Here is a 21,029-nt window from a genome sequence, read left to right as displayed (position 1 = left end):
AACTTAATAATTAAATGGTTTAAGTGGGTATAATTCAATCATATTTTTATAACAAGAAGCTATCATCTTTACATGATGCCTTAGAACGTTGCTTGCGCGATCGTGAGGACGGAAAGGCCTTCGTTTATAAAAAGTATTATGGTTACCTCATGGCTATTATTATTCGTTATGTAAAACAGGATGTAGATGCGGAAGAGCTTGTTAATGAAAGCTTTGTTCGGATATTTCGAAAATTGGAATCATTTAATAGGGATATTGATGATGAAAATCTTGAAAAATCATTTAGAGCTTGGATAGGGAGAATTGCTGCCAATATTTCGATTGATTTTTTGCGAGGTAAGAAGCAGTTTTATTCGGTTGAAGATCTCGGAGAAGGGGATATGCACACGCCAGCAGTTCAATTGGACAGCCGTTTGGAAGTCAATGAGATTATGCGTCTATTGGATCAGCTTCCCGAAATTCAAAAAACTATTTTTAATCTCTATGAAATTGAGGGGTATTCACATGATGAAATAGCGCAAATGCTCAATATACCAGACAGTACTTCACGTACTTATCTGACACGAGCGAAACAAAAACTTAGAAAATTATACTTGGATTATACAGGCGTAGTTCAAGAAATAAGATAAATATTGTTGTTACGATGAAAGACAATAAGAAAAAGGAATTGATAGAAGAGATCGTTGGACAATTAAAAGACCATGAACTACCTTATAAAGAAGGTTCCTGGGAAAAATTTGCCTCAAACTATGGCGTTGCACCACGTAGTCACTCGAATTGGAAATATTGGAGTGCAGCTGCGGCTGTATTATTGTGTTTTGGTGTGGGGTACTGGGGCTTAAAGAATAATACACCTACGGATTCGCCTGCTGTGGCTTCGGTAAGCCATCAAGATAATGAAGATGTGGTAGGAAATAATAAGGATTTGAAAGAATCCATTCAACGCTCACTATCTTCCATTACACAAGATAAAGGCTTATCGTCACAGCAATTATCACAAAATAGGCCCTTTACCTATTCAATAGTAAAAGATCATTCGGATCAACAGATCGCTAACCACTTTTCGGGACTGAATTCAGGACAGGGGATGCAAGGGACTGAATTAACTGTTTCCAATGACATTGCAAATTTGCAGTCGATGCAATTGAAAAATAATAAGCTCTCTGCAAATATAATTTTGGATGAAAACGAGGTCGATCATAACGCCACTCAGTCCAATAGTTCAGCGATAGCTCATGCTAATTCCGCTGTGAGTTCTGGTAATCAAACACAACGCGATGCGGCAAAACTGTCGCAACTCTATGCTATGCAGCAGGGGAGCACAAGAAATAGTGTTATCCTAAATAAAGCCAGTCAAGAGAAAAAATGGGAGATGGGAGCTTTTGTTTCTCCGGCCTCTACCTCAGAGAGTATAACACTTGGTGGTGGGCTTGCACTTGCCTATAATATTTCAAGCAAAGTAAGTCTACGTTCGGGGGCATCTATTCAACACTATGGTGCTGTTTCTGGAAATACACCTATTACCCCAGCGATGGGATCAAATTCCTTTAATGCAGATGCGCCGAATTATATTTCTCAATCAAGTGTCAACAATTTGTTTGTTATGCGGACTGCAGATGCAAAAGATGCGAAAAGTAATGAACGGGTTTCAGGTAAAATCCTAACGGTTGATATTCCTGTAGATGTGAGATATGCGATTAATAAGAATTTTTATACGTCTGTCGGTGTGTCTTATGTCGGTGTATTAGATCAGGAACGTGCAACGATCTATGAAACAAATAATACGGAGTACAGACAAAAATCCCAAGACAAAAATGTTGATGATAAAGGTGTGAACGGCTTTATTAATTTTTCAGTTGGCCGGAAACAGAAAGTTGGAAAATTATCCATTTCTGTAGAGCCTTATTATAAAGCTCCAATCGGAAATTTGAAATCATCCGATTTGAACTATAGCAACGGGGGAGTGAAAATAATTACTAGTTTTTAAATAGCATAATGCTATAAAAAAAGCCGCAGTAAGCTTGAAGTTTACTGCGGCTTTTTTTATAGTCTGCAAATCGGGATTTATTAAAGTTCATCAACGCGAACCCAACCCATTCCTGCGGCTTTCGCACCTTCAACTCCTGGAATCCCGTCTTCGTAGACCAGACATCTTTCCGGAGCAATATTCAATTGAGCCGCTGCCAAAAGAAAGGGTTGTGGTGAAGGTTTTCCCTCAGCCGTATCTCCAGCACAAACCAGTGTTTCCAAATCATCCCATACACCGATGGTGGTTAATGTCATGGATAAGGTTGTTCTGGTTCCTCCTGAAACGGCAGCGATGTGTTTTTTACCTTTCTGATATTTTAGATGTTCAACAACGTAATCTACAGGCTTAGTCTTGAAAACATACTCGTCTCGAAAAATGGTAGACTTTAGTGTGGAAAATTCTTGATAATCGAAATCTACCTCATAGCGTTTGCTGATTTCCTCAGCAACAGCCACAGTGGGCCATCCGGCAGTTTCATCAATCAAATTGACGTCCAACTCGACTCCGTATTGTTTGGCTGCAGCTTTATAGGCTTGTTTATGTGCGTCCATATTATCTGCCAGGGTACCATCGACGTCAAATAATAGTGCGTCGTAGGATTCGGCAAGAAGGTTTAGTAATTCAAATTTTCGTTGTGATTCAGGTGACATATATTTAATAGTGAGCGGTAAAAATAAAAAAATATAATTGGACGAGCAAAAAAGAAGCCTTTCCCTTGTTACAAGGAAAGGCTTCTTGCTGTTAGCTCCGTGTTGAATATTCACAGAGGCAGCGTATAATTAGTGTGAACTTAAATTTTTCGCTTTCTCTTCATCGAAATTAGCTTCTAATTCAGCCAATTTTTTCTTACCGTATGCCATACGCGTGATCACGACGAATAGCACCGGAACGATAAAGATTGCCAGGAGTGTCGCAGCTGTCATACCACCAAATACCGTCCAACCGATTGTTTGGCGAGAAATAGCTCCAGCTCCATGGGATAGCATCAATGGAATAATCCCCAGGATGAAGGCAAAGGACGTCATGATAATTGGGCGTAAACGCAATTTTACAGCATCTAATGTCGCTTCATAAAGGTTCATCCCAATATCAACCCGCTCCTTAGCAAACTCTACGATTAGAATCGCATTCTTAGCAGCAAGTCCAATAATGGTGACCAGACCAATCTGTGCATAGATGTTATTATCCAATGTAGGGATTAATGTTAGGGTTAATATAGCCCCAAATACACCCAATGGTACAGATAACAAAATGGAGAAAGGTACAGACCAACTTTCGTATAAGGCAGCTAACAACAAGAACACAAACAGGATACATAAGGCAAAAATTTGAACGGTCTTTGATCCGGATTGCATCTCTTGAAGAGATAGGCCAGAGAACTGATAATCAAAACCTTCTGGTAATGTTTGTGCAGCCACTTCTTGTAATGCTTTTAAAGCATCCCCTGATGAGTAGCCAGGAGCCGAACTACCATTGATCTCTACACTTCTAAAAATATTGTAGTGATTGATGATTGACGGCATTGTCATCAATTCATACTTGACCAGCGTACCCATCGGTACCGGGTTTCCTGAAACATTGTTGACATACAGTTTGTTGATGTCTTCAATATTCATGCGGTACGGAATGTCAGCTTGAGTCACGACACGGTAACTACGGCCATACTTCGTAAAATCATTGACATAGCTACTACCCAAATAGGATGATATTGTCGAATAAATACTTGAGATAGGCACGCCCATGCGTTTTGCCTGTTCACGGTTTACTTCCAATTTGTAGTTTGGAGAGTTGGTGTTAAATAGGGTATAAGCCATTCCAATTTCCGGACGTTGGTTGGCTGCCATCAAGAATTTGCCGACCGTTGCTTCGAAATCTTTGATATTTACAGTCTGTAAATCCTGTACTTGCAAAGAGAAACCTCCAGATGTACCTAAACCTGGAATTGCCGGCGGTGTAACAGCCAATACCCGAGCTTTGGTATAGCCCTGATATTTTCCCATAATCATACCGGCGATATCGTTTGCTGTGCGCGTACGGGTTTCCCAAGGTTTTAGAGAAACGAACACTGTTGCACCATTGGATTTAAACGCGCGGTTTAGAATATTGATACCTGAGATCGCAGTAACATACTTAATTTCAGGGAAAGTCTTATGTAGATCGGCTTCAATCTCTTTAAGAACTTCATTTGTACGCGCAGAAGAAGAACCTTCCGGCAAAGTAATACCTGCAAAAAATGCACCGCCATCTTCAGAAGGAATAAACCCTGTCGGTTTGGTTGTAAACATCCAGCCGGTTCCGATAAAAATACACAACAGAATAATCAACACCAGTGGTGCTTTTTTGATTGCTTGTTTTACACCATTCGAATATCTGATGGTGACTTTTTCGAACCAGATATTAAACTTATAGAAAAACTTGTTCAATCCTTTTGCACCTTCATGTACGGCTGTAGGCTTTAATAAAATTGAACATAATGCGGGTGTTAACGAAAGTGCAATAAATGCAGATAACATAACGGACACAGCGATCGTGATGGCAAATTGTTGGTACAATTTACCGACCATTCCAGGGATGAAACCTACAGGAACGAATACGGCTGCCAAAATTAACGCAATTGCAATAACCGGCGCGGTGATGTCGCCCATGGCGCGACGTGTCGCTTCTTTTGCATCCAGCTTATAATGGTCGATATAGTGCTGGACAGCTTCCACCACAACAATGGCATCATCCACCACAATACCGATGGCCAATACAAAGGCGAGCATGGTCAGGTTGTTGACCGAAAAGCCAAACATCAGGAAGAAGATGAATGTACCGATGATGGATACCGGAATTGCCAATACGGGGATTAATGTTGCCCTCCAGCTTTGAAGGAAGAAAAACACCACCACTGTTACCAGGATCAATGCTTCAACTAGGGTATGGATAACCGAAGAAATTGAGGCATTTACTACCGAAACGGTCTCGTAACTGATGGTATAATCTACGTCCGTTGGAAAAGATTTCTTTAATTTTTCCAATGCTGTCACAATGCCTTCTGCAGATTCTACGGCATTTCCTCCCGGGGTTTGGTTAATCATCATCGCAGATGAGGTCATACCATTTACGGTAGATGATGTACCATAATTAAATTGACCCAGTTCAACACGTGCGACATCCTTTAAAAGTACGATAGATCCATCTTTGTTGGTTTTTACAACGATGTTTTCAAAGTCTTCCGGATTTGAAAGGTCACTATCGGTAATGACTGGGTATTCAAATACTGTCGAAGACTCTTGTGGACGTCCGCCAACACTACCACCAGGTATGCGGGAGTTTTGTTCCGCAATTGCTGTTGATACATCGGCCGGAGTCATGCTTAGATTAGCCAATTTATTTGCATCTAGCCATACACGCATCGAAAATGGTTGCCCAAAAGCGGTTACATCACCGACTCCTTTCACACGTAATAGTGCATCTTTAACATATAAGTTGTTGTAGTTGGCTAAGAAATTTTCGGATCTTGTTCCTTTTGGTGAAGTTAAAGCAACCAACATCAGGATATCGTTATTGGCTTTACGGGTTGTAATTCCCAGACGTCTCACAGCTTCGGGAAGGGCTGGTTCGGCGATTCCCACACGGTTTTGTACGTCTAAGGTCGCAATATCGATATCCGTACCTACTTCAAATGTCACCGTAATTGTTGCTTGACCATTTGACGTACTATTGGACGACATATAAATCATGCCAGGTGTACCATTGATCTGACTCTCGATAAGAGTTGTCACGGTTTGTTCAACCGTCTGTGCATCAGCTCCGGTGTAATTGGCCGTAACCGTTACTGTTGGAGGTGCAATAGAAGGATACTGGCTAATTGGCAACGTGGATACTGCAATGATCCCGATAATTGAAATCAATATCGAAATAACGATTGCGGTAACTGGCCTCTTAATAAATACTTCTGAAATCATTCTATATCTTTTAGATTCTCTTTAAAAATTAATGGTGTTATTTTCCTTGAGGTGCTCCTTTGGCAGCCTGTTGGGCAGCGACGGCAGCATCAACTACTTTAACGCCATTTTGGACATTCATGGTACCGTCGACGATAATCTTTTCACCGTCTTTGACACCTTCTTTAATCACAATTTTATCACCAGCTTTAATACCTAATTTTACTTGACGTATTTCGGCTTTGCTGCTATCATTCACAGCATAAAGGTTAAATACCCCGAGCTGTTCAAAGACCGCTTTGTAAGGTACAACAACTTCTTCTGTAGCCGAGGTTGTTGATACATTCATCGTAATATTCATACCAGCCCGCAATTCGTTGGCATTGTTCGGGAAAGTAGCCCGCACTTTGATTGTTCCGGTAGCAGGGTCAACTGCGCGGTCAATGGTTGTGATCGTTCCTTTGCCTTCATAAGTGCTTCCATTTGGCAATAAAAGAGAAAGGTCCGAAGAGGAATGGCTGCTTTGCAATTGGGTAAATTTGGCAATATCCTTTTCGTTTACCTGAAACTCAACAGCAATTGGGCTGGTTGAAGACAAGGTATTCAATAGGGTTGTGCCTGGGTTAACCAAGGCTCCCAAACGTACCTGTGATATCCCTACAGTACCACTGAAAGGAGCGCGGATCGTCGACCGTGATAAGTTTGTATTTGCAGTGACCAATGCCGCACGAGCCGACTCTACCTGTGCCTGAGAAGCCGCTACATTTGATACTGCATTGTCAAAAACCTGCTTCGCAATCGCGTCTTTATCGGCCAATGTCTGGTAACGTGCTAAATCTCTTTTTTGTCGGTCCAAATCAGTCTGTGCGACCTGTAAGCTTGCTTTAGCTTGTTGGACAGCTGCGTTGTAGCGTGTTCCATCAATTTCATAAAGAGCTTGTCCCGCGGAAACTACTGCACCGTCAGAAACATATATTTTTGTGATATAGCCGCTTACTTCCGCATATAGATCTGCTTCGTTCAACGGTTTGACTGTTGCTGGATAGCTGATTGTACCTGTAACAGTCTCATGTGATGCGACACCAAAGCTGACAGGGACAACTTTTTCAGCCTGAGCCTGTGCTGCACCTTGCTTTTTTGCATCTTTATTTCCACAAGAGGTCCATACTAATGCCGTCCCAAGGAAGAAAGCGAATAATAATTGTCTTTTATTCATGATTTGTATTAGTTTCCGTTTATTGATTAATTTGTGTGGATTGCCCCAACTGCTTTCTGAACATCCAATTTACTTGACAATAGCGCATAAAGGGAATTCAAATAATTGAGCTGTGTTGTTTTGAGATCAGTCTCTGCTGTCATTAAATCGAGGTAAGTTTTGATACCTTCGTCATATTGAAGTTTGATTGTCTCGTATACTTCTTTGGAGAGATCCACATTTTCTTTAGCTGTTTTCCAGTCATTTAAATTCGCATTATAGGTTGCCTTTGCCAACGAATATTCTGTGTTAATGCTGTTTTCTAAATTTTTGATATCCCAGTCAATTCTTTCTTCCTGCAATCTGGATTTATTGATTTGTTTTTTACGTTTAAATCCGTCGAAAATTGAAAAAGAAACATTTAGGCCAGCTACTGAACCCGGGAAATTGTCGGAATAAAGCTTACTGAATTTATCATTTCTATAGTTGAATGCGTAATTATAAAAAGCACTTACGCTTGGTAAATATGTCCATTTATAATACTGTGTGCTCAACTGTTGAATCTTTTTCGATGTTTCCAATTGTTGGAATTCAATTCGATTAGAGACACTTATTCCTGCAGTTGTATCAAGTAGAATCTCTGATTCCATACTGCTATTATCAAATGAAAGTGTCAAATTTTTGCTTTTATCCAAAGCTAGTAATTGTTTAAGATATTCGTATTTATATTTACGAAGCTCAACTGTTCTTTTCTCGTCAGCATTCGAATTTGCCAAAGCAATTTGCGCTCTCTTATAGTCAGTTTTATCAACTAAACCCACATCATATTGTGACTTTGCATCTTTCAATTGTTTTTGAAGGCGAGCAATATTTTCGCGAACAATCTTGATCTGCTCTTCAGACGTCAGGATGTCATAATAGGCCTTACTGACCTCCACAACAGCTGTTATTTTTTTGTTCTCCGTATTTTGTTTATTACCGAGACGTACCAGCTCAGCGGCTTTTTTCGCCTGCATTAGCTCTGGATTAAGGATCTGTTGGTCTGCTTGAAGCGTTAAGGCACTCGCATTGTTCTGCCCCATTTTGATATTATTTCCGCCAATATTTGCTAATGGAACAATGACATTATAATTATAACTTCCTTTTAGACCCAATTGTGGGTACCAACCTGAAAGGGAGATGTCAATATCTTTTTCACCGATGGCCTCGTCCAATTGTGCTTGTTTTACAGAGATTTGATTACGTAAGGCGTAATCAATCAGCTGCTGAAGTGTTGCATTTGCCGGCAAGTTTTCAGATTGCTGTTGTGCAAATCCTGTATTACTCAAAAGCGACAGGGCCGCCAAGGAATAAACGATTCTATTAAACTTCATATATGTAATTAATTATTTTTTTCTCTATTAATAGCTCCATCCCAAATAATCCCAATTAAATCTTCTACATTCTGTTCAGAGAATTTGAGATCTTTAAATTTGATACTGTGAACAGTCGATAAGGCTACACCAATATAACTGGCCACCAAAAGATGGACGTCTACCTGTTTCAATATTTTTCGGTCAATGCCTTCTTGTAAAAAATCAACAACTTTATTTTGTCCACCTACAGGTTCTTGTATCTCAGCTTTGTTTTTCTCATAATAAGGAGACGAAAAAAACTGTTCAAAAAAACTGAAGATATGCCCATTTTCTAAATAGAACTTGACAAAGTTGCGCCAGATATGAACAAAGGAATCTTTATAATCGAAATCATCTTTTATACCATCAAAAATGTAATCATTCAGTAATGTTCTACAATGTTTGAACAGTGCAAAGATTAGGTCATCTTTCGATGGAAAATAATGGTAGATAGTTCCTATTGCTACATCAGAATCTTGTGCGATTTTGCTCATCGGCGTTCCATGGAAGCCGTTTGTTTGTATAAGTTTTAGTGTGCTGGCAAGTACTGCCGCAATTTTTTCATTGGAATTCATCAATCGAACGTTCATTCGGTTGCAAAATTAACGATTAATTTGGATCCAAAATGTCAGAATATTGTTATAAATCAATAAATATAAAACGATTTGAATCAATAATACAATAAGGAAAAAAAGATGAAATTGTTTTCAACTTTTTATTTTTTTTGATGCATAGAGGGGAGGTACCATCAATGAGATCAAGGTTGTAGCATGAGTTTCGCTTGTAAATTGGCCTGAAGATCTTTATTAAAGGAGGTGAAGCGGTTGCAAATAGAAAAAAGCGGTGGTTTTATAAAACCACCGCTTTTTTCTATTTGCAATTTTTTAAACTTTTCTCCACTTCTTCCAAAGGATAAAGATTCTTTCCTTTGTTGATCTTGGTGTTGATATATGTTAATACATAAGCGATATCAATTGCAGAAAGATTTGAAGCGGGCATGGTATTATTAAACTTTTTGCCTGCTACTTCAAGTTCTCCGGAAGTTCCGTGCTTGATGATACAAGCAAGCTCCTGACGGTGCGTTTGCAGAAAGGTGGTATCGGTTAGGGGAGGATAGAGATTTCCCAATCCTTCGCCTTTCTCTCCATGACAATTTTGACAATGTGCCCGGTATACCTTTTGACCATTAACCGCATATTGTGCCGTTTTGATATCAACTTCCTGTTGACAGCCAATTAAGATCGATAAAATAACCCCGATCGTTATACCTGTTGTTAAGAGAATGCGCATGTTATTTTTTAGCTCCACTCAAGAGTAAAGGTAAATCGTTCATCAATTTTTTTACCTGCTCATCGTTTGTGCCGTCGTAGGCACCCCGAATTCTTTTATCCTTATCTATTAAGACAAGGTATCCTTGATGATCGTAACCTCCAGGTGCATTTTTATCTTCAGCGGTATAAACCAGGTATTGATTGGCTAGACCATATATTTCTGCTTTAGTCCCCGAAACAAACTGCCAGTGATTATTGGTTACGCCCAATTTATTGGCATAATCTTTCAGTACATAGGGCTGATCGTATTTAAAGTCTATACTATGGGACAGGAAACGAACTTCTTCATTATCCTTGTATTGCTGGTATATCTTTAATAGGTTGCGATTCATCGTCGGACAGATACTTGGACAATGGGTAAAGAAGAAGTTGGCGATATATACTTTACCCTCAAAATCTTTAGCTGAAATCATTGTACTATCCTGATTGAGCAGTTTAAAAGGCGGAATAGTATGATAGACTGTATCTACGATTTGTTTTCCATCAACTGTTTTTTCTACAGCTTCTCTTTCGCCATAGATGGGTAAGCTTGTCTGGCTGTTGTTTTTACAGGAAAATAAACCGAGTATAAGGCCAGCTGCGCAGTAAAATTTAGTTATGGATCTCATATGTTCAATAGTTTTGTTTGTTAAAGCTTGATTCCATCTTTACACGAACAATTTAATGTTAATCTAAAGCTGGGCGGACTGCGTTATTTGAATTTTTGGATTTAAAAATTCTTTAATTTGTCTTGGCTTTCTTTGGAAACACTATCAAATATCTTTTTCATATCACTTACTTTTTGAAGCTCTGTTTCAAAATATTTAACATCTGTTGAATCCGGGTTATATCCTTTCATCCAGTCCATCATATGGTCTGTAGCGCTTTCTAAATTAGCTTTCAATGTGCTTAGCTCTTTTCTTGTTAAATTGGTGTCTAAATCAGCCTTGGTTGTTTTTAGGTTTTTTAAATTTGCCAAAATAGAATCTATCTTAACAGCATCGCGGTCGAAATGAGCGATTTGAGGCATAATTTCATCATGTATCTTAATAGTTGAATCTTGCAGGGCTTTTACACCTGTTGCACCATTTCCCTGAGTTCCACATGCTGCTATTGCCAAGGATGCGATAGCTACAAACGCGATTTTATTCATGTTTTTTGTTTTTTGGTAATCGGACAAATATATTAATTTCTTATGGCTCAATATTTCGATTTCTGGAAGGGAATGTAAAATTCAAGTCACGAATATAGGTTTCACAACGTACCGTGGCACAGAGATCGCCAGACTTATCTTTAATTTCCAGCGTAAAATCCTTTACTACTTTGCCTTTTGTGCGGATAATATGGGCACATTCTTCAAGGATTTCCTCGGAGAGTTGCACAGAATATTCCACGCTGGTTTTACCGGGTTTCTTAAAGGTGATCTGTGATGATTTTAACCAGGCCACCGTTTTCTTAAAACCAATCTTTTGAAGATACTGATCAATGAGGATGGGGAATATTGGATCTGCCGCAGAAAAGATCGTTCCTCCAAATAATGTTTTGTTGGTATTGATATTGAATGGTGTCTTATAAATTTTTACTTTGGCGCCTTGGAAGCCGGGGCTAATTTTTTTAACCCAGATTCCCTGAAATAGAAATGGTGGGTAAATACGTAATAGCCATGTTAAGGCAAGTGGACTATATCTCATGATGCAAAAATAAAACAATGTGTCGGATTATTTTTCGAAATCTTGGTTTTATAGCTTCACTATGGTATTTTTACAGATCAAAAAACCTAAAATGTCAACAATAAAAGAAAAACAATCCAGCAGAAAAGTATGGTTACTGGTTATGATTGCGTCACTGGGCTATTTCGTCGATATCTACGATTTGATTATTTTCTCCATAGTTCGTATTCAGTCCTTCACTGATATTGGCGTCCCTGCGGAAGAAATGCGGGTAAAAGGTGAATTTGTGCTCAATATGCAAATGGGCGGTTTGTTGTTGGGTGGAATTCTTTGGGGGATTATAGGGGATAAATTTGGACGTTTAAAAGTACTTTTTGGATCGATTCTTTTATACTCTGTAGCGAATATTGCAAATGGTTTTGTACATGATGTGCTTATGTATGGTATTATTCGTTTTATAGCGGGCGTTGGTTTGGCCGGAGAACTGGGGGCGGGAATTACCTTGGTTTCTGAAAGTATGCATAAGTCAAAACGCGGTTATGGGACTATGTTGGTTGCCGGTGTCGGTGTTTTAGGCGCTATATTGGCCTATTTTGTCTCGGAAGAATTTGACTGGCGGACGGCCTACTTTGTCGGTGGTGGAATGGGCTTACTGTTGCTGCTGTTGCGCATTGGCTCTTTTGAATCAGGACTATTTAAGGATCAGGATAAATCGGGTGTTGTGAAAGGGGATATCCGCATGCTTTTTACAAATAAAAGCCGGTTAAAACGGTATGTTAACTGTCTATGCATTGGTCTCCCAATCTGGTTTGTTGTTGGTGTTTTGGTCACACAGGCTCCGGAAATCGGCAAGGCCTTAGGGGCTACAGGTACATTGAGTGCTGGTCAAGGGGTGATGTTTACCTATATCGGTATTTCTATCGGGGATGTACTGGCAGGAATATTCGCACAGATTTTAAAATCCCGCAAAAAAGTGGTGTTTATATGTCAATTAATTATCATTGGAAGTTCACTATGGTATTTATTGAGTGATGGTATTACAGCGACAAAGTTTTTAAGCCTTGCCTTTATAATGGGCTTAGGGGTAGGGTATTGGGCTACCTTTGTGACTATCTCAGCGGAACAATTTGGTACAAATCTCAGAGCAACTGTTGCAACGACGGCCCCCAATTTTGTACGGGGTGCACTCATTCCTTCAACAATGCTCTATGGACTTCTCGTAAATGCGTTTGGAATTGTTCCAGCAGCAATTACAATGGTTGTCGTTCTTTCGGGTATAGCAATTTATTCGTTGACCCAGTTAGAAGAAAGCTTTGATAAAGATTTAGATTACCTGGAGGAGTAGTCAATAAATGGCTATTTTTTTCGACCCGGACATTTTTTACAGCGTTTGCCTTCTTTATATTTTTTGCAACACTTTTTAAAGCAGGCACAAGAAAAGTCAGAAAAAGGGTTCATAGCCGTATTCCGAAACTGAAACAACCCGGCTTTGTTTTCTGACTCATCTACCTCCAACACAGATTCAATAACTTCGTTCATAATGCAAAGTTACAATTTGTCTAAAACAATTCTAAATAATGGAATTGTTTTTACATTTTTTTGATAAGATTTTCAATTATTTTAGGGAAGTACTGATGTTCGAGTTGCTGCCCTTTAAATTTAATAATGTCTAAAGTATCGTTGGGATCCACTTTGAATCGTGCTTGGTATATAATTTCCCCCTCGTCGAAATGTTCATTTGCAAAGTGGATCGTAATGCCATGTTCCTCTTCCTTATTGGCTAAAACGGCTTTGTGTACATGGTCACCATACATACCTTTGCCACCATATTTTGGTAGGAGAGCAGGATGTATATTTATAATTTGATTTGGAAATGCTTTCAGAAGGTTATTTGGAACGAGCCAAAGAAAACCTGCCAAAACAATCAGATCAATATTTAAGTTTTTAAGAATATTGACAACGTTGTCGGTTTTGTAAAATTCATCACGATCAAATATATGTGCAGGTATTTCAAAATTGTCGGCTCGCTGAATAACGTAAGCATCAGGGTTATTGGATAAAATCAAGGCAACCTCAGCTTCATCTGAATACTTGAAATGTTCCATTATTTTTTGAGCATTGGACCCTGAACCTGAAGCAAAAATAGCAATTCGTTTTTTCACGATTAATAAGTATTAATAGATTTGATCGATTTAAAAATTAGCCCAAACTTACGGATTTTTTGTAAAAAAACTAAAATAATAGTTGACTGAAGCGCATTTTTAAGTATTATTGATTAAAATTAATTGAATAGTCACTGTTGGTTTAAATTTCTTTAACATGAGGTTCCTTTATTCCCTATTTTTTGTAAGTGTATTTTTCTTATTTCAACCTGTTTTTGCGCAGGCACCCAAAACGCTTCCATCGTTTACTTTTGATGAGGTCTATCAGGCTAACAAGTTTAATTCGGACAAGCTTCCAAAATCGGGCTATATTGTGTTGGATTTTTACGACCCGGGTTGTGGCCATTGCCAGAAAATGGGGGCTGGTATCGCACAGCACTTGTCCAAATTCAAGAATGTATCCTTCTATTTTATCTCCATGAATGACAAGCCTTATGTCGATGGATTTATTAATATGCATGCGAAGGCTTTGAAAAGTGCCCCAAATGTCAAATTCTTGTTTGATGCTGGAACTCAATTTATTGAAAAATTTAAGCCAAGCAATTATCCTTCGATCTATATCTATGATGCAAAAACCAAAGTATTGGTACAGCATTTGGACGGCGAAGACGATGTAAACAAGTTGTTAAAAGCTTTAGGTATTACAGGTTAAATGTTTAAATATTAGCAATAAAAAGAAGAAGGTCCGATACTATCGGACCTTCTTCTTTTATTGTTCTTGTTTATTGATGAACACAAATTTACCGTCGAATACATCCAGACGAATAATCGAATCGCGATTTACTTTTCCGGATAAAATTTCCTTCGAAAGTTCATTTAGAATTCGTTTTTGAATGACACGTTTTAAGGGTCTCGCTCCATAAATAGGATCGTAACCAAGTTGTGCCAACCAATCCATTGCTTCATCAGAAGCCGTAATGAATATATTTTGTTCGGCCAGTTGTTTCTGAACATGTGCAAATTGTAAACGAACAATATCTCCAATTTCATCTCGACTTAATGGCGTAAACATAATTACTTCATCGATACGGTTCAAAAATTCGGGACGAATCGATTGTTTTAAAAGATCGAATACCTCATTGCGTGTTTTGGCGATAATTTCATCCCTATTATCATCGGTCAGATGACTGAAGTTTTCCTGTATAATGGTCGATCCCGTATTGGAGGTCATAATGATAATGGTGTTTTTGAAGTTTACCGTACGACCTTTGTTGTCTGTAAGATGGCCATCGTCCAACACCTGCAATAGGATATTAAATACATCGGGATGAGCTTTTTCAATTTCATCTAACAAAACAACAGAATAGGGTCTTCTTCGAACTGCTTCAGTCAATTGCCCGCCTTCATCATAGCCGACATATCCTGGAGGCGCTCCGATTAAACGAGACACTGCGTGTCGTTCTTGATATTCCGACATATCAATACGAACCATGGATTGTTCGTCGTCAAATAAGAACTCGGCAAGTGCTTTTGCAAGTTCGGTTTTTCCGACTCCGGTAGTCCCTAGAAATATGAACGATCCTATTGGCCGTTTCGCATCATTTAATCCAGCACGTGATCGACGAATCGCATCGGAAATAGCTTCTATTGCTTCATCCTGACCGGCGACACGTTTATGAAGCTCTTCCTCAAGATTCAATAATTTTTCGCGTTCTGATTGAATCATTTTGCTCACAGGTATTCCCGTCCATTTTGCAACAACATCGGCAATGTCTTCTGAAGTAACTTCTTCTTTGAGCATACGCTTGCTTTCTTGTTTTTCTGCGAGTTCAGCCTTTAGTTTGTCAACTTTTTCTTGCGCTTCTTTAATCCGTCCATAACGAAGCTCTGCTACCTTTCCATAGTCTCCGGAACGTTCGGCCTGCTCCGCTTCGAGTTTGTAGTTTTCAATATTCTCAATCTCTTGATTGACATTGTCAACAAGACTCTTTTCTTCTTGCCACGATGCTCTCAACGTATCTCTCTCTGCCGATAGATTGGCGATACTTTCCGATAATTCGGCGACTTTTTTGTCATCATTTTCACGTTTCAAAGCTTCACGCTCGATTTCCAATTGCATGATACGACGTTCAAGCTCATCGACAGCTTCCGGTACAGAGTCCATCTCAAGGCGTAATTTGGATGCTGCCTCATCAATTAAATCAATCGCTTTATCTGGTAGAAAACGATCGGCAATATAGCGCTGTGACAATTCCACGGCGGCAATGATAGACTCATCCAAAATGCGTACCTTATGGTGTGTTTCGTAGCGTTCTTTTAGGCCACGGAGAATAGAAATAGCATCTTGTGTGTCGGGTTCTTCAACCATGACTTTCTGGAACCTACGCTCCAATGCTTTATCTTTCTCAAAGTATTTTTGATATTCGTTTAAGGTTGTCGCTCCAATTGCGCGTAGTTCACCTCTAGCTAAAGCTGGTTTGAGGATATTAGCCGCATCCATGGCGCCTTCACCACCTCCAGCACCCACCAATGTATGGATTTCGTCGATAAAGAGTATAATGTCTCCATTGGAATCGGTAACTTCTTTTACAACCGCTTTTAGACGTTCCTCAAATTCACCTTTATATTTAGCTCCGGCAACCAAAGCGCCCATATCTAAGGAAAATACGATCTTAGATTTTAAGTTTTCAGGTGCGTCGCCTTTTATAATTCTGTAAGCAATACCTTCCGCAATAGCCGTTTTACCAACCCCAGGTTCACCGACGAGTATGGGGTTGTTTTTGGTACGACGGGAGAGTATCTGCATCACACGTCGAATTTCTTCATCACGGCCGATAACGGGATCCAATTTGCCGGACTCGGCATATTCATTTAAATTTCGGGCATATTTTCCCAAAGCGTTGTAGGTGGCCTCCGCATTTTGATCGGTTACCCGACTGTTTCCGCGCAATTCTTTTATGGCGGTCTTTAAGTCTTTTTCTGTAACACCCTGTGATTTAAGTAATGTTGAGGTCTTATCAGAAGTTGCCAGGATACCCAGCAGTAAATGCTCTACAGAGACAAATTCATCATTGAATTCTTTGAGATAGCCCTGAGCTTTCTGAAGTGCATTATTGGCATCACTACTTAAATAAATATTGCTGCCACTAACCTTCGGAAAACCTTCAATTTGTTTGTCAAGTTCAGTACCGAGATAGCTGATGTTGACATTTAACTTTTTTAATAAGTGGCTGACCACATTTTCATCCACGGTGAGTAAAGCCTTTAAAATATGCGCTGTCTCAATGGCCTGTTGTTGATGGCCTGCCGCAATTTCGGAAGCTTTTTGTATAGCCTCTTGGGCTTTAATTGTATAGTTGTTAAAATTCATTTTTATTGTCTTATTTAAAGTTTCGTTGATACATATTGGTTATAACAATTGAAGTGCCATTCAGGTTTTAAGCCATACTTCGGAAAAAATGGCAATATTTTTTATTGAATCATGACAAATTTTCAGTTATTAAAAATAATGCGCTTGATTTTTAAATAATTGCCTTATCAGGGTATAAAATTCTTGAAATCGACTTGCATTTTTGGTTTAAGCTTTCGATATTTGCAGCATCTTAAAACGGTCAGACGTTGTAAGATTGAAAAGAAGTAACGCCTCTTTAGCTCAGCTGGTAGAGCAACTGACTTGTAATCAGTAGGTCATTGGTTCGATTCCGATAAGAGGCTCTTTTAAGCAACATGCATTAAACTTCTTTAAAAAGCCTCTTTAGCTCAGCTGGTAGAGCAACTGACTTGTAATCAGTAGGTCATTGGTTCGATTCCGATAAGAGGCTCTTTGAGCGACACTCATTAAAATTCATTTGAAAGCCTCTTTAGCTCAGCTGGTAGAGCAACTGACTTGTAATCAGTAGGTCATTGGTTCGATTCCGATAAGAGGCTCATAAAAAAGATCCCCAAGATTTCTTGGGGATCTTTTTTTGTTTAGTCTAAACTAAGTTTTGCAGCTGTAGCGATTTTCTTTGGTATATCTGTGTTATCCATTTTCTGATTGAATTGTTCGGAACCAACACCGATGGCATAAACCGGTGCATAGGCTGCCGAATGGTTGTTAGAGGCCCAGCTTATTGATCCCATCCGATTTAAGATTGAAATACTCAGTGCGGCAATCTTGTCGTCGCTTGCGTAAAGGCTTTTTGCGGTTTCATTTTGATGATCGACAAAGCTTTTTTGATAGGCAGCTTCTAAAGCACTACGATCAGTTTCATGGATTGTAATTTTGGAAAACAAACCTGTTTGAGCAGCAATGAGATTCTTGAGATCGCCCCATGTTGCATTTGGATTATTCTTACGAAGGTTGCCAATTGCGTTCGAAAGTTCTGCATGCGAGATTTTTTGGTGGGACAAGAATTTTGTTTTCAGCGAAGAACTTCCATTACCGACACCTAATCCGCCCGTTTCATGGTCCGCTGTAACGACTATAAGTGTTTCATTTGGAAATTTTTTATAAAAATCATAGGCGAGTTGTACGGAGTTATTGAAATCCAACACTTCCTGAATCGTTGTAGCCGCATCATTTGCATGGCATGCCCAATCAATTTTTCCACCTTCAATCATTAAAAAGAAACCATTTGTATTATTTTTATGCAGTGAAGTGATAGCTGCAGATGTGATATCTGCCAGTTTTAAATCACTTGGCTTTTGGTCTATGGCATATTTAAGGGCATCTATAGGGCTGCCATCTGAATTCATCAATATGATCTTATCTGATTTATTTGGTAGTTGTGCATAAGCATCTTTTCCTTTAAGCACCTTATAGCCGGCTTTTTCTAATATGGGGAAAAGCGATGGCGCCTTTTTATGATCAAATGTTGTTTCGGGTTTGAGAAAATTGGATCCGCCAAAAAAATCAAAATTCGAAGTGACAATTTCTTTACCGATTTCATAATACATGTCGCGGTCTGCTTGGTGTGCATAAAATGAAGCCGGGGTAGCGTGGTCTATGCTGACGCTTGTAATAATACCGACTTTCTTTCCTTTTTGCTTTGCGGCATAAGCTATACTCTTATAGGGGACTGTTCCCGTACTGTCCATACCGATAACGCCATTTTTGGTTTTTTTTCCAACGGCTAATGCGGTACCTCCAGCGCCTGAGTCCGTTACGCCATTCGAGAGTGAATGTGTGGAGGCAAATCCAACATGAGGAAATTGCGTGAACACAAGTGGGATTGGGTTATCTTTATGCTGTACTTCAGCTTGATGAATTTCGGTGAGATTAACCTGGTTGAGGCCCATGCCATCACCAATTAAGTAAAAAATGTATTTTGCTTCTTGGCCAAAAGAGGGGAAAACTTGTACAAAAACGAGGAGGAACAGAAATAAAACGTGTTTTTTCATTTGAATGGTTGTTATTTTAAAAAAACACAAATTACAGCCTTAGGATTAGCTTACTGTTAATTCAATATTATGAATTGTTTTTTTTACTTGTTTCAACTGGTTTCTGCTGCTAATTTCTGGATATCTTTCACGGTTACAGTATGGATACCTGTTGTGTAATGATTGATCGCCTGTAACATTGCCATAGCAACTTGTCCTACTGAAAGAGGTTCGTATGTTTTGAATAATCCTATTGTATTAAAGATACGGAGGGCAGCTATGGCTGTTTTTTCACCCAAGCGATCTGTATTTGGTCGGATTAATCCTCCAGGCTGGAAAATAATAAGCCGATTGAAATCAAGTGCTTTAACATCCTGTTCAAGGCTTCCTTTCATGCGGTTATAAAAAATTTTTGATGCAGGATCCGCAAGAACAGCCGATAATAAGAGAAAGGTAGGAAAACCATTTTTTTTAGCCAATGCCGCAAATTGTAAATTAAGATCATGATCTATTTTCCATTGTGCATCTTTACTGCCTGCGTCTTTTAAGGTGGTGCCAAGGCAGGAAATTGCGACATCGCCCTGTATCACTTGCTCAAAATCCGTTAGATTTTCAAAATCTACGATAACCTGTTTCAATTTAATGTGCTCCTCAAACGAGACACGTCTTAAAAGCACAACGATTTCCGTAATTTCCTTAGATTTTAACATCAATTGAACGAGCGCTCTTCCTGTAGCGCCAGAACCACCTATTAAAACTACCTTCATTATTTCCTTACTTATTTTCTTTACTAATTATCTTGATTTAATTGCTTTACTGATAGTTATTTACCCGTATGATTGAGCATGCAATTAATCTTTATAATTGGGCTTGCCCGGAGTAAAGCGCACAATAGATTGATCCAATCGGAGGGTGTCTGCTACAGTGATTAGATCTTCTTCGACAATAAAATTTTGATCAATAGCGGTCTTTATTGTTGTAAAATCCTCTTGATCGGCATCCTGAAAATAGAGGAGGGATTGAATCGTAGATACAGCCACCAGTTCGAGCAATTCGTTTTCACCTTCTAATCCAACATAGAAAAAATCTGCCATAATAATGATATTTGATGTTATACGAATATACTTTTTTTATTTTTAAAATTTGTCAATTAGCACGAGAACTTCTTGAAGAGTGATAGACACGATGTCAAAAAGTTGTTGAAATTTTTGTTTCTTTGAAACAGTTTTGGGTAGCCATCGTAAAATATATTATATTTGATATAGTCATTTTAAAGATAATTAACAATAAGTTTTAATAACGATGGATAAAGAGCAGATACAAAATTGGTTAGATAATGGGTATGATATACTTCATCATGGAAGACCAGTGAAGGTTGAAGGTGATTTGTGGGACTACATCGATGGATTGGGAAGCTATGAAAATGTATATGTTTTGCGCGAATTGATCTACTGGACGGAAGAAGAATTGGCAAATATAGGTAAGTAGTGTGGAGACCCTGAAATAGAGGTTCAGGATCCCATGAATGTTTTATTGTACTAGAATATAATATTACGTTTGAAAGCACAGCCTAATTCAATAAGGGAATCTGTTTTTGCAATTCCTGGAATGCTATCAATTTTTTCATAGAGTAATTGTCGCATATGTTCGTGGTTTTTAGCAATAATTTTTACATATAGCGTGTAATTGCCCGTAATGTAATAGCATTCTGTAACTTCTGGTATTTTCTTAAGTTCTTCAATAATTCGGCTCGAGTCATGATCTTTTTCCAAACTTAGCCCTGTAAAAGCCCCCCAATCATAGCCTAGCTTTTTTTCATTTAATACAGGCTTTATACCGGCCAGTATTCCTTGTTCCGTCAATCGGTTGATTCGTTGATGGATCATCGTATTGGATACGCCCATAGCTGTTGCTATTGCAGAGTAGGCCATCCGTCCATCTTCGTCTAAATATTTTAAAATCTGTAGATCAAAATCATCGATACTATTCATTGTAGAAAGTGGTTTAAAAGTTAATTTTAATATTTTTATGCTAATTTA

At 38.8% G+C, this 21,029-nt stretch carries 20 protein-coding genes and 3 tRNA genes; 8 read left to right on the top strand and 15 right to left on the bottom strand.

The window, feature by feature from the left end:
- The first annotated feature begins 23 nt into the window (after positions 1-23).
- Both ACLCDV_RS14605 and ACLCDV_RS14600 read left to right on the top strand, forming a co-directional pair.
- Positions 24-629 carry an RNA polymerase sigma factor gene (locus ACLCDV_RS14605; protein ID WP_317666276.1) on the top strand — a complete coding sequence of 202 codons (606 nt, stop codon included), beginning with the start codon at positions 24-26 and terminating at the stop codon, positions 627-629.
- A 14-nt stretch (positions 630-643) separates the two neighbouring features.
- Positions 644-1,987 (top strand): hypothetical protein, encoded by a 1,344-nt coding sequence (locus ACLCDV_RS14600; RefSeq protein WP_317666278.1) that lies wholly within the window; start codon positions 644-646, stop codon positions 1,985-1,987.
- Positions 1,988-2,067: 80 nt separating this feature from the next.
- Here ACLCDV_RS14600 and ACLCDV_RS14595 read toward each other — a convergent pair whose 3' ends face one another.
- The 9 genes from ACLCDV_RS14595 to ACLCDV_RS14555 form a co-directional block, all read right to left on the bottom strand.
- Positions 2,068-2,679 carry an HAD-IA family hydrolase gene (locus ACLCDV_RS14595; protein WP_317666279.1) on the bottom strand — a complete coding sequence of 204 codons (612 nt, stop codon included), beginning with the start codon at positions 2,677-2,679 and terminating at the stop codon, positions 2,068-2,070.
- A gap of 129 nt (positions 2,680-2,808) precedes the next feature.
- Entirely contained in the window at positions 2,809-5,979 is a 3,171-nt protein-coding gene (locus tag ACLCDV_RS14590) for a multidrug efflux RND transporter permease subunit (RefSeq protein WP_333575021.1), read from the bottom strand.
- Between the two features lie 37 nt (positions 5,980-6,016).
- Positions 6,017-7,174 carry an efflux RND transporter periplasmic adaptor subunit gene (locus ACLCDV_RS14585; protein WP_075992753.1) on the bottom strand — a complete coding sequence of 386 codons (1,158 nt, stop codon included), beginning with the start codon at positions 7,172-7,174 and terminating at the stop codon, positions 6,017-6,019.
- Between the two features lie 26 nt (positions 7,175-7,200).
- Positions 7,201-8,526, bottom strand: coding sequence for a TolC family protein (locus ACLCDV_RS14580; protein ID WP_075992752.1), 1,326 nt, complete (start codon positions 8,524-8,526; stop codon positions 7,201-7,203).
- An 8-nt stretch (positions 8,527-8,534) separates the two neighbouring features.
- Complete coding sequence (locus tag ACLCDV_RS14575; RefSeq protein WP_286735110.1) at positions 8,535-9,122, bottom strand: TetR/AcrR family transcriptional regulator; 588 nt, start codon at positions 9,120-9,122, stop codon at positions 8,535-8,537.
- A 295-nt stretch (positions 9,123-9,417) separates the two neighbouring features.
- Positions 9,418-9,837 (bottom strand): c-type cytochrome, encoded by a 420-nt coding sequence (locus ACLCDV_RS14570; protein WP_411971491.1) that lies wholly within the window; start codon positions 9,835-9,837, stop codon positions 9,418-9,420.
- A gap of 1 nt (position 9,838) precedes the next feature.
- Positions 9,839-10,486, bottom strand: a complete 648-nt coding sequence (locus tag ACLCDV_RS14565; RefSeq protein ID WP_336836554.1) for an SCO family protein — start codon at positions 10,484-10,486, stop codon at positions 9,839-9,841.
- 101 nt (positions 10,487-10,587) lie between these two features.
- Complete coding sequence (locus ACLCDV_RS14560) at positions 10,588-11,010, bottom strand: transposase (RefSeq protein WP_088161681.1); 423 nt, start codon at positions 11,008-11,010, stop codon at positions 10,588-10,590.
- Positions 11,011-11,050: 40 nt separating this feature from the next.
- Positions 11,051-11,548, bottom strand: a complete 498-nt coding sequence (locus ACLCDV_RS14555) for a PaaI family thioesterase (protein WP_070563819.1) — start codon at positions 11,546-11,548, stop codon at positions 11,051-11,053.
- A gap of 91 nt (positions 11,549-11,639) precedes the next feature.
- On the opposite strand from ACLCDV_RS14555, the gene ACLCDV_RS14550 reads away from it, so the two are divergent.
- Complete coding sequence (locus ACLCDV_RS14550) at positions 11,640-12,872, top strand: MFS transporter (protein WP_120334433.1); 1,233 nt, start codon at positions 11,640-11,642, stop codon at positions 12,870-12,872.
- A gap of 244 nt (positions 12,873-13,116) precedes the next feature.
- On the opposite strand, the gene purN is transcribed toward ACLCDV_RS14550, so the two are convergent.
- Positions 13,117-13,689: a phosphoribosylglycinamide formyltransferase gene (gene purN, locus ACLCDV_RS14545; protein WP_070563826.1), complete on the bottom strand. Its 573-nt coding sequence runs from the start codon at positions 13,687-13,689 to the stop codon at positions 13,117-13,119.
- Between the two features lie 157 nt (positions 13,690-13,846).
- On the opposite strand from purN, the gene ACLCDV_RS14540 reads away from it, so the two are divergent.
- A complete protein-coding gene (locus tag ACLCDV_RS14540) occupies positions 13,847-14,341 on the top strand; it encodes a TlpA family protein disulfide reductase (RefSeq protein WP_411971490.1) in 495 nt (164 codons plus the stop codon).
- 57 nt (positions 14,342-14,398) lie between these two features.
- Here ACLCDV_RS14540 and clpB read toward each other — a convergent pair whose 3' ends face one another.
- Positions 14,399-16,999: an ATP-dependent chaperone ClpB gene (clpB, locus tag ACLCDV_RS14535; RefSeq protein WP_075992745.1), complete on the bottom strand. Its 2,601-nt coding sequence runs from the start codon at positions 16,997-16,999 to the stop codon at positions 14,399-14,401.
- 271 nt (positions 17,000-17,270) lie between these two features.
- On the opposite strand from clpB, the gene ACLCDV_RS14530 reads away from it, so the two are divergent.
- From ACLCDV_RS14530 to ACLCDV_RS14520, 3 genes are all read left to right on the top strand, one after another.
- Positions 17,271-17,343 (top strand) — tRNA-Thr (locus ACLCDV_RS14530).
- A 34-nt stretch (positions 17,344-17,377) separates the two neighbouring features.
- Positions 17,378-17,450 (top strand) — tRNA-Thr (locus ACLCDV_RS14525).
- A gap of 33 nt (positions 17,451-17,483) precedes the next feature.
- Positions 17,484-17,556: transfer RNA gene (locus ACLCDV_RS14520), tRNA-Thr, on the top strand.
- 42 nt (positions 17,557-17,598) lie between these two features.
- Here ACLCDV_RS14520 and ACLCDV_RS14515 read toward each other — a convergent pair.
- The 3 genes from ACLCDV_RS14515 to ACLCDV_RS14505 all read right to left on the bottom strand — a co-directional run bounded on the left by ACLCDV_RS14515 (position 17,599) and on the right by ACLCDV_RS14505 (position 20,084).
- Positions 17,599-19,011 (bottom strand): alkaline phosphatase, encoded by a 1,413-nt coding sequence (locus ACLCDV_RS14515; RefSeq protein WP_307186235.1) that lies wholly within the window; start codon positions 19,009-19,011, stop codon positions 17,599-17,601.
- A 92-nt stretch (positions 19,012-19,103) separates the two neighbouring features.
- Entirely contained in the window at positions 19,104-19,757 is a 654-nt protein-coding gene (locus tag ACLCDV_RS14510) for an NAD(P)H-binding protein (RefSeq protein WP_088161678.1), read from the bottom strand.
- Between the two features lie 84 nt (positions 19,758-19,841).
- Positions 19,842-20,084: a hypothetical protein gene (locus ACLCDV_RS14505; protein WP_088161677.1), complete on the bottom strand. Its 243-nt coding sequence runs from the start codon at positions 20,082-20,084 to the stop codon at positions 19,842-19,844.
- Between the two features lie 208 nt (positions 20,085-20,292).
- Between ACLCDV_RS14505 and ACLCDV_RS14500 the strand changes: the two genes are divergently transcribed.
- A complete protein-coding gene (locus ACLCDV_RS14500) occupies positions 20,293-20,478 on the top strand; it encodes a hypothetical protein (protein WP_046673540.1) in 186 nt (61 codons plus the stop codon).
- Positions 20,479-20,528: 50 nt separating this feature from the next.
- Here the strand turns inward: ACLCDV_RS14500 and ACLCDV_RS14495 are convergent, their stop codons facing one another.
- Positions 20,529-20,981, bottom strand: a complete 453-nt coding sequence (locus ACLCDV_RS14495; RefSeq protein ID WP_088161676.1) for an Lrp/AsnC family transcriptional regulator — start codon at positions 20,979-20,981, stop codon at positions 20,529-20,531.
- Positions 20,982-21,029: the final 48 nt, after the last annotated feature.

The organism is Sphingobacterium sp. Lzh-3 (assembly GCF_046764375.1).
Lineage (GTDB): Bacteria > Bacteroidota > Bacteroidia > Sphingobacteriales > Sphingobacteriaceae > Sphingobacterium.
This window is presented reverse-complemented; position numbering and strand designations above follow the sequence as displayed.

Bases quoted from the DNA above. Each gene is read 5' to 3' on its own strand.
- ACLCDV_RS14600 (WP_317666278.1), top strand. From the start codon at position 644: ATGAAAGACAATAAGAAAAAGGAATTGATAGAAGAGATCGTTGGACAA.
- ACLCDV_RS14595 (WP_317666279.1), bottom strand. From the start codon at position 2,679: ATGTCACCTGAATCACAACGAAAATTTGAATTACTAAACCTTCTTGCC.
- ACLCDV_RS14590 (WP_333575021.1), bottom strand. From the start codon at position 5,979: ATGATTTCAGAAGTATTTATTAAGAGGCCAGTTACCGCAATCGTTATT.
- ACLCDV_RS14585 (WP_075992753.1), bottom strand. From the start codon at position 7,174: ATGAATAAAAGACAATTATTATTCGCTTTCTTCCTTGGGACGGCATTA.
- ACLCDV_RS14580 (WP_075992752.1), bottom strand. From the start codon at position 8,526: ATGAAGTTTAATAGAATCGTTTATTCCTTGGCGGCCCTGTCGCTTTTG.
- ACLCDV_RS14575 (WP_286735110.1), bottom strand. From the start codon at position 9,122: ATGAATTCCAATGAAAAAATTGCGGCAGTACTTGCCAGCACACTAAAA.
- ACLCDV_RS14570 (WP_411971491.1), bottom strand. From the start codon at position 9,837: ATGCGCATTCTCTTAACAACAGGTATAACGATCGGGGTTATTTTATCG.
- ACLCDV_RS14565 (WP_336836554.1), bottom strand. From the start codon at position 10,486: ATGAGATCCATAACTAAATTTTACTGCGCAGCTGGCCTTATACTCGGT.
- ACLCDV_RS14560 (WP_088161681.1), bottom strand. From the start codon at position 11,010: ATGAATAAAATCGCGTTTGTAGCTATCGCATCCTTGGCAATAGCAGCA.
- ACLCDV_RS14555 (WP_070563819.1), bottom strand. From the start codon at position 11,548: ATGAGATATAGTCCACTTGCCTTAACATGGCTATTACGTATTTACCCA.
- ACLCDV_RS14550 (WP_120334433.1), top strand. From the start codon at position 11,640: ATGTCAACAATAAAAGAAAAACAATCCAGCAGAAAAGTATGGTTACTG.
- ACLCDV_RS14540 (WP_411971490.1), top strand. From the start codon at position 13,847: ATGAGGTTCCTTTATTCCCTATTTTTTGTAAGTGTATTTTTCTTATTT.
- clpB (WP_075992745.1), bottom strand. From the start codon at position 16,999: ATGAATTTTAACAACTATACAATTAAAGCCCAAGAGGCTATACAAAAA.
- ACLCDV_RS14515 (WP_307186235.1), bottom strand. From the start codon at position 19,011: ATGAAAAAACACGTTTTATTTCTGTTCCTCCTCGTTTTTGTACAAGTT.
- ACLCDV_RS14510 (WP_088161678.1), bottom strand. From the start codon at position 19,757: ATGAAGGTAGTTTTAATAGGTGGTTCTGGCGCTACAGGAAGAGCGCTC.
- ACLCDV_RS14505 (WP_088161677.1), bottom strand. From the start codon at position 20,084: ATGGCAGATTTTTTCTATGTTGGATTAGAAGGTGAAAACGAATTGCTC.
- ACLCDV_RS14500 (WP_046673540.1), top strand. From the start codon at position 20,293: ATGGATAAAGAGCAGATACAAAATTGGTTAGATAATGGGTATGATATA.
- ACLCDV_RS14495 (WP_088161676.1), bottom strand. From the start codon at position 20,981: ATGAATAGTATCGATGATTTTGATCTACAGATTTTAAAATATTTAGAC.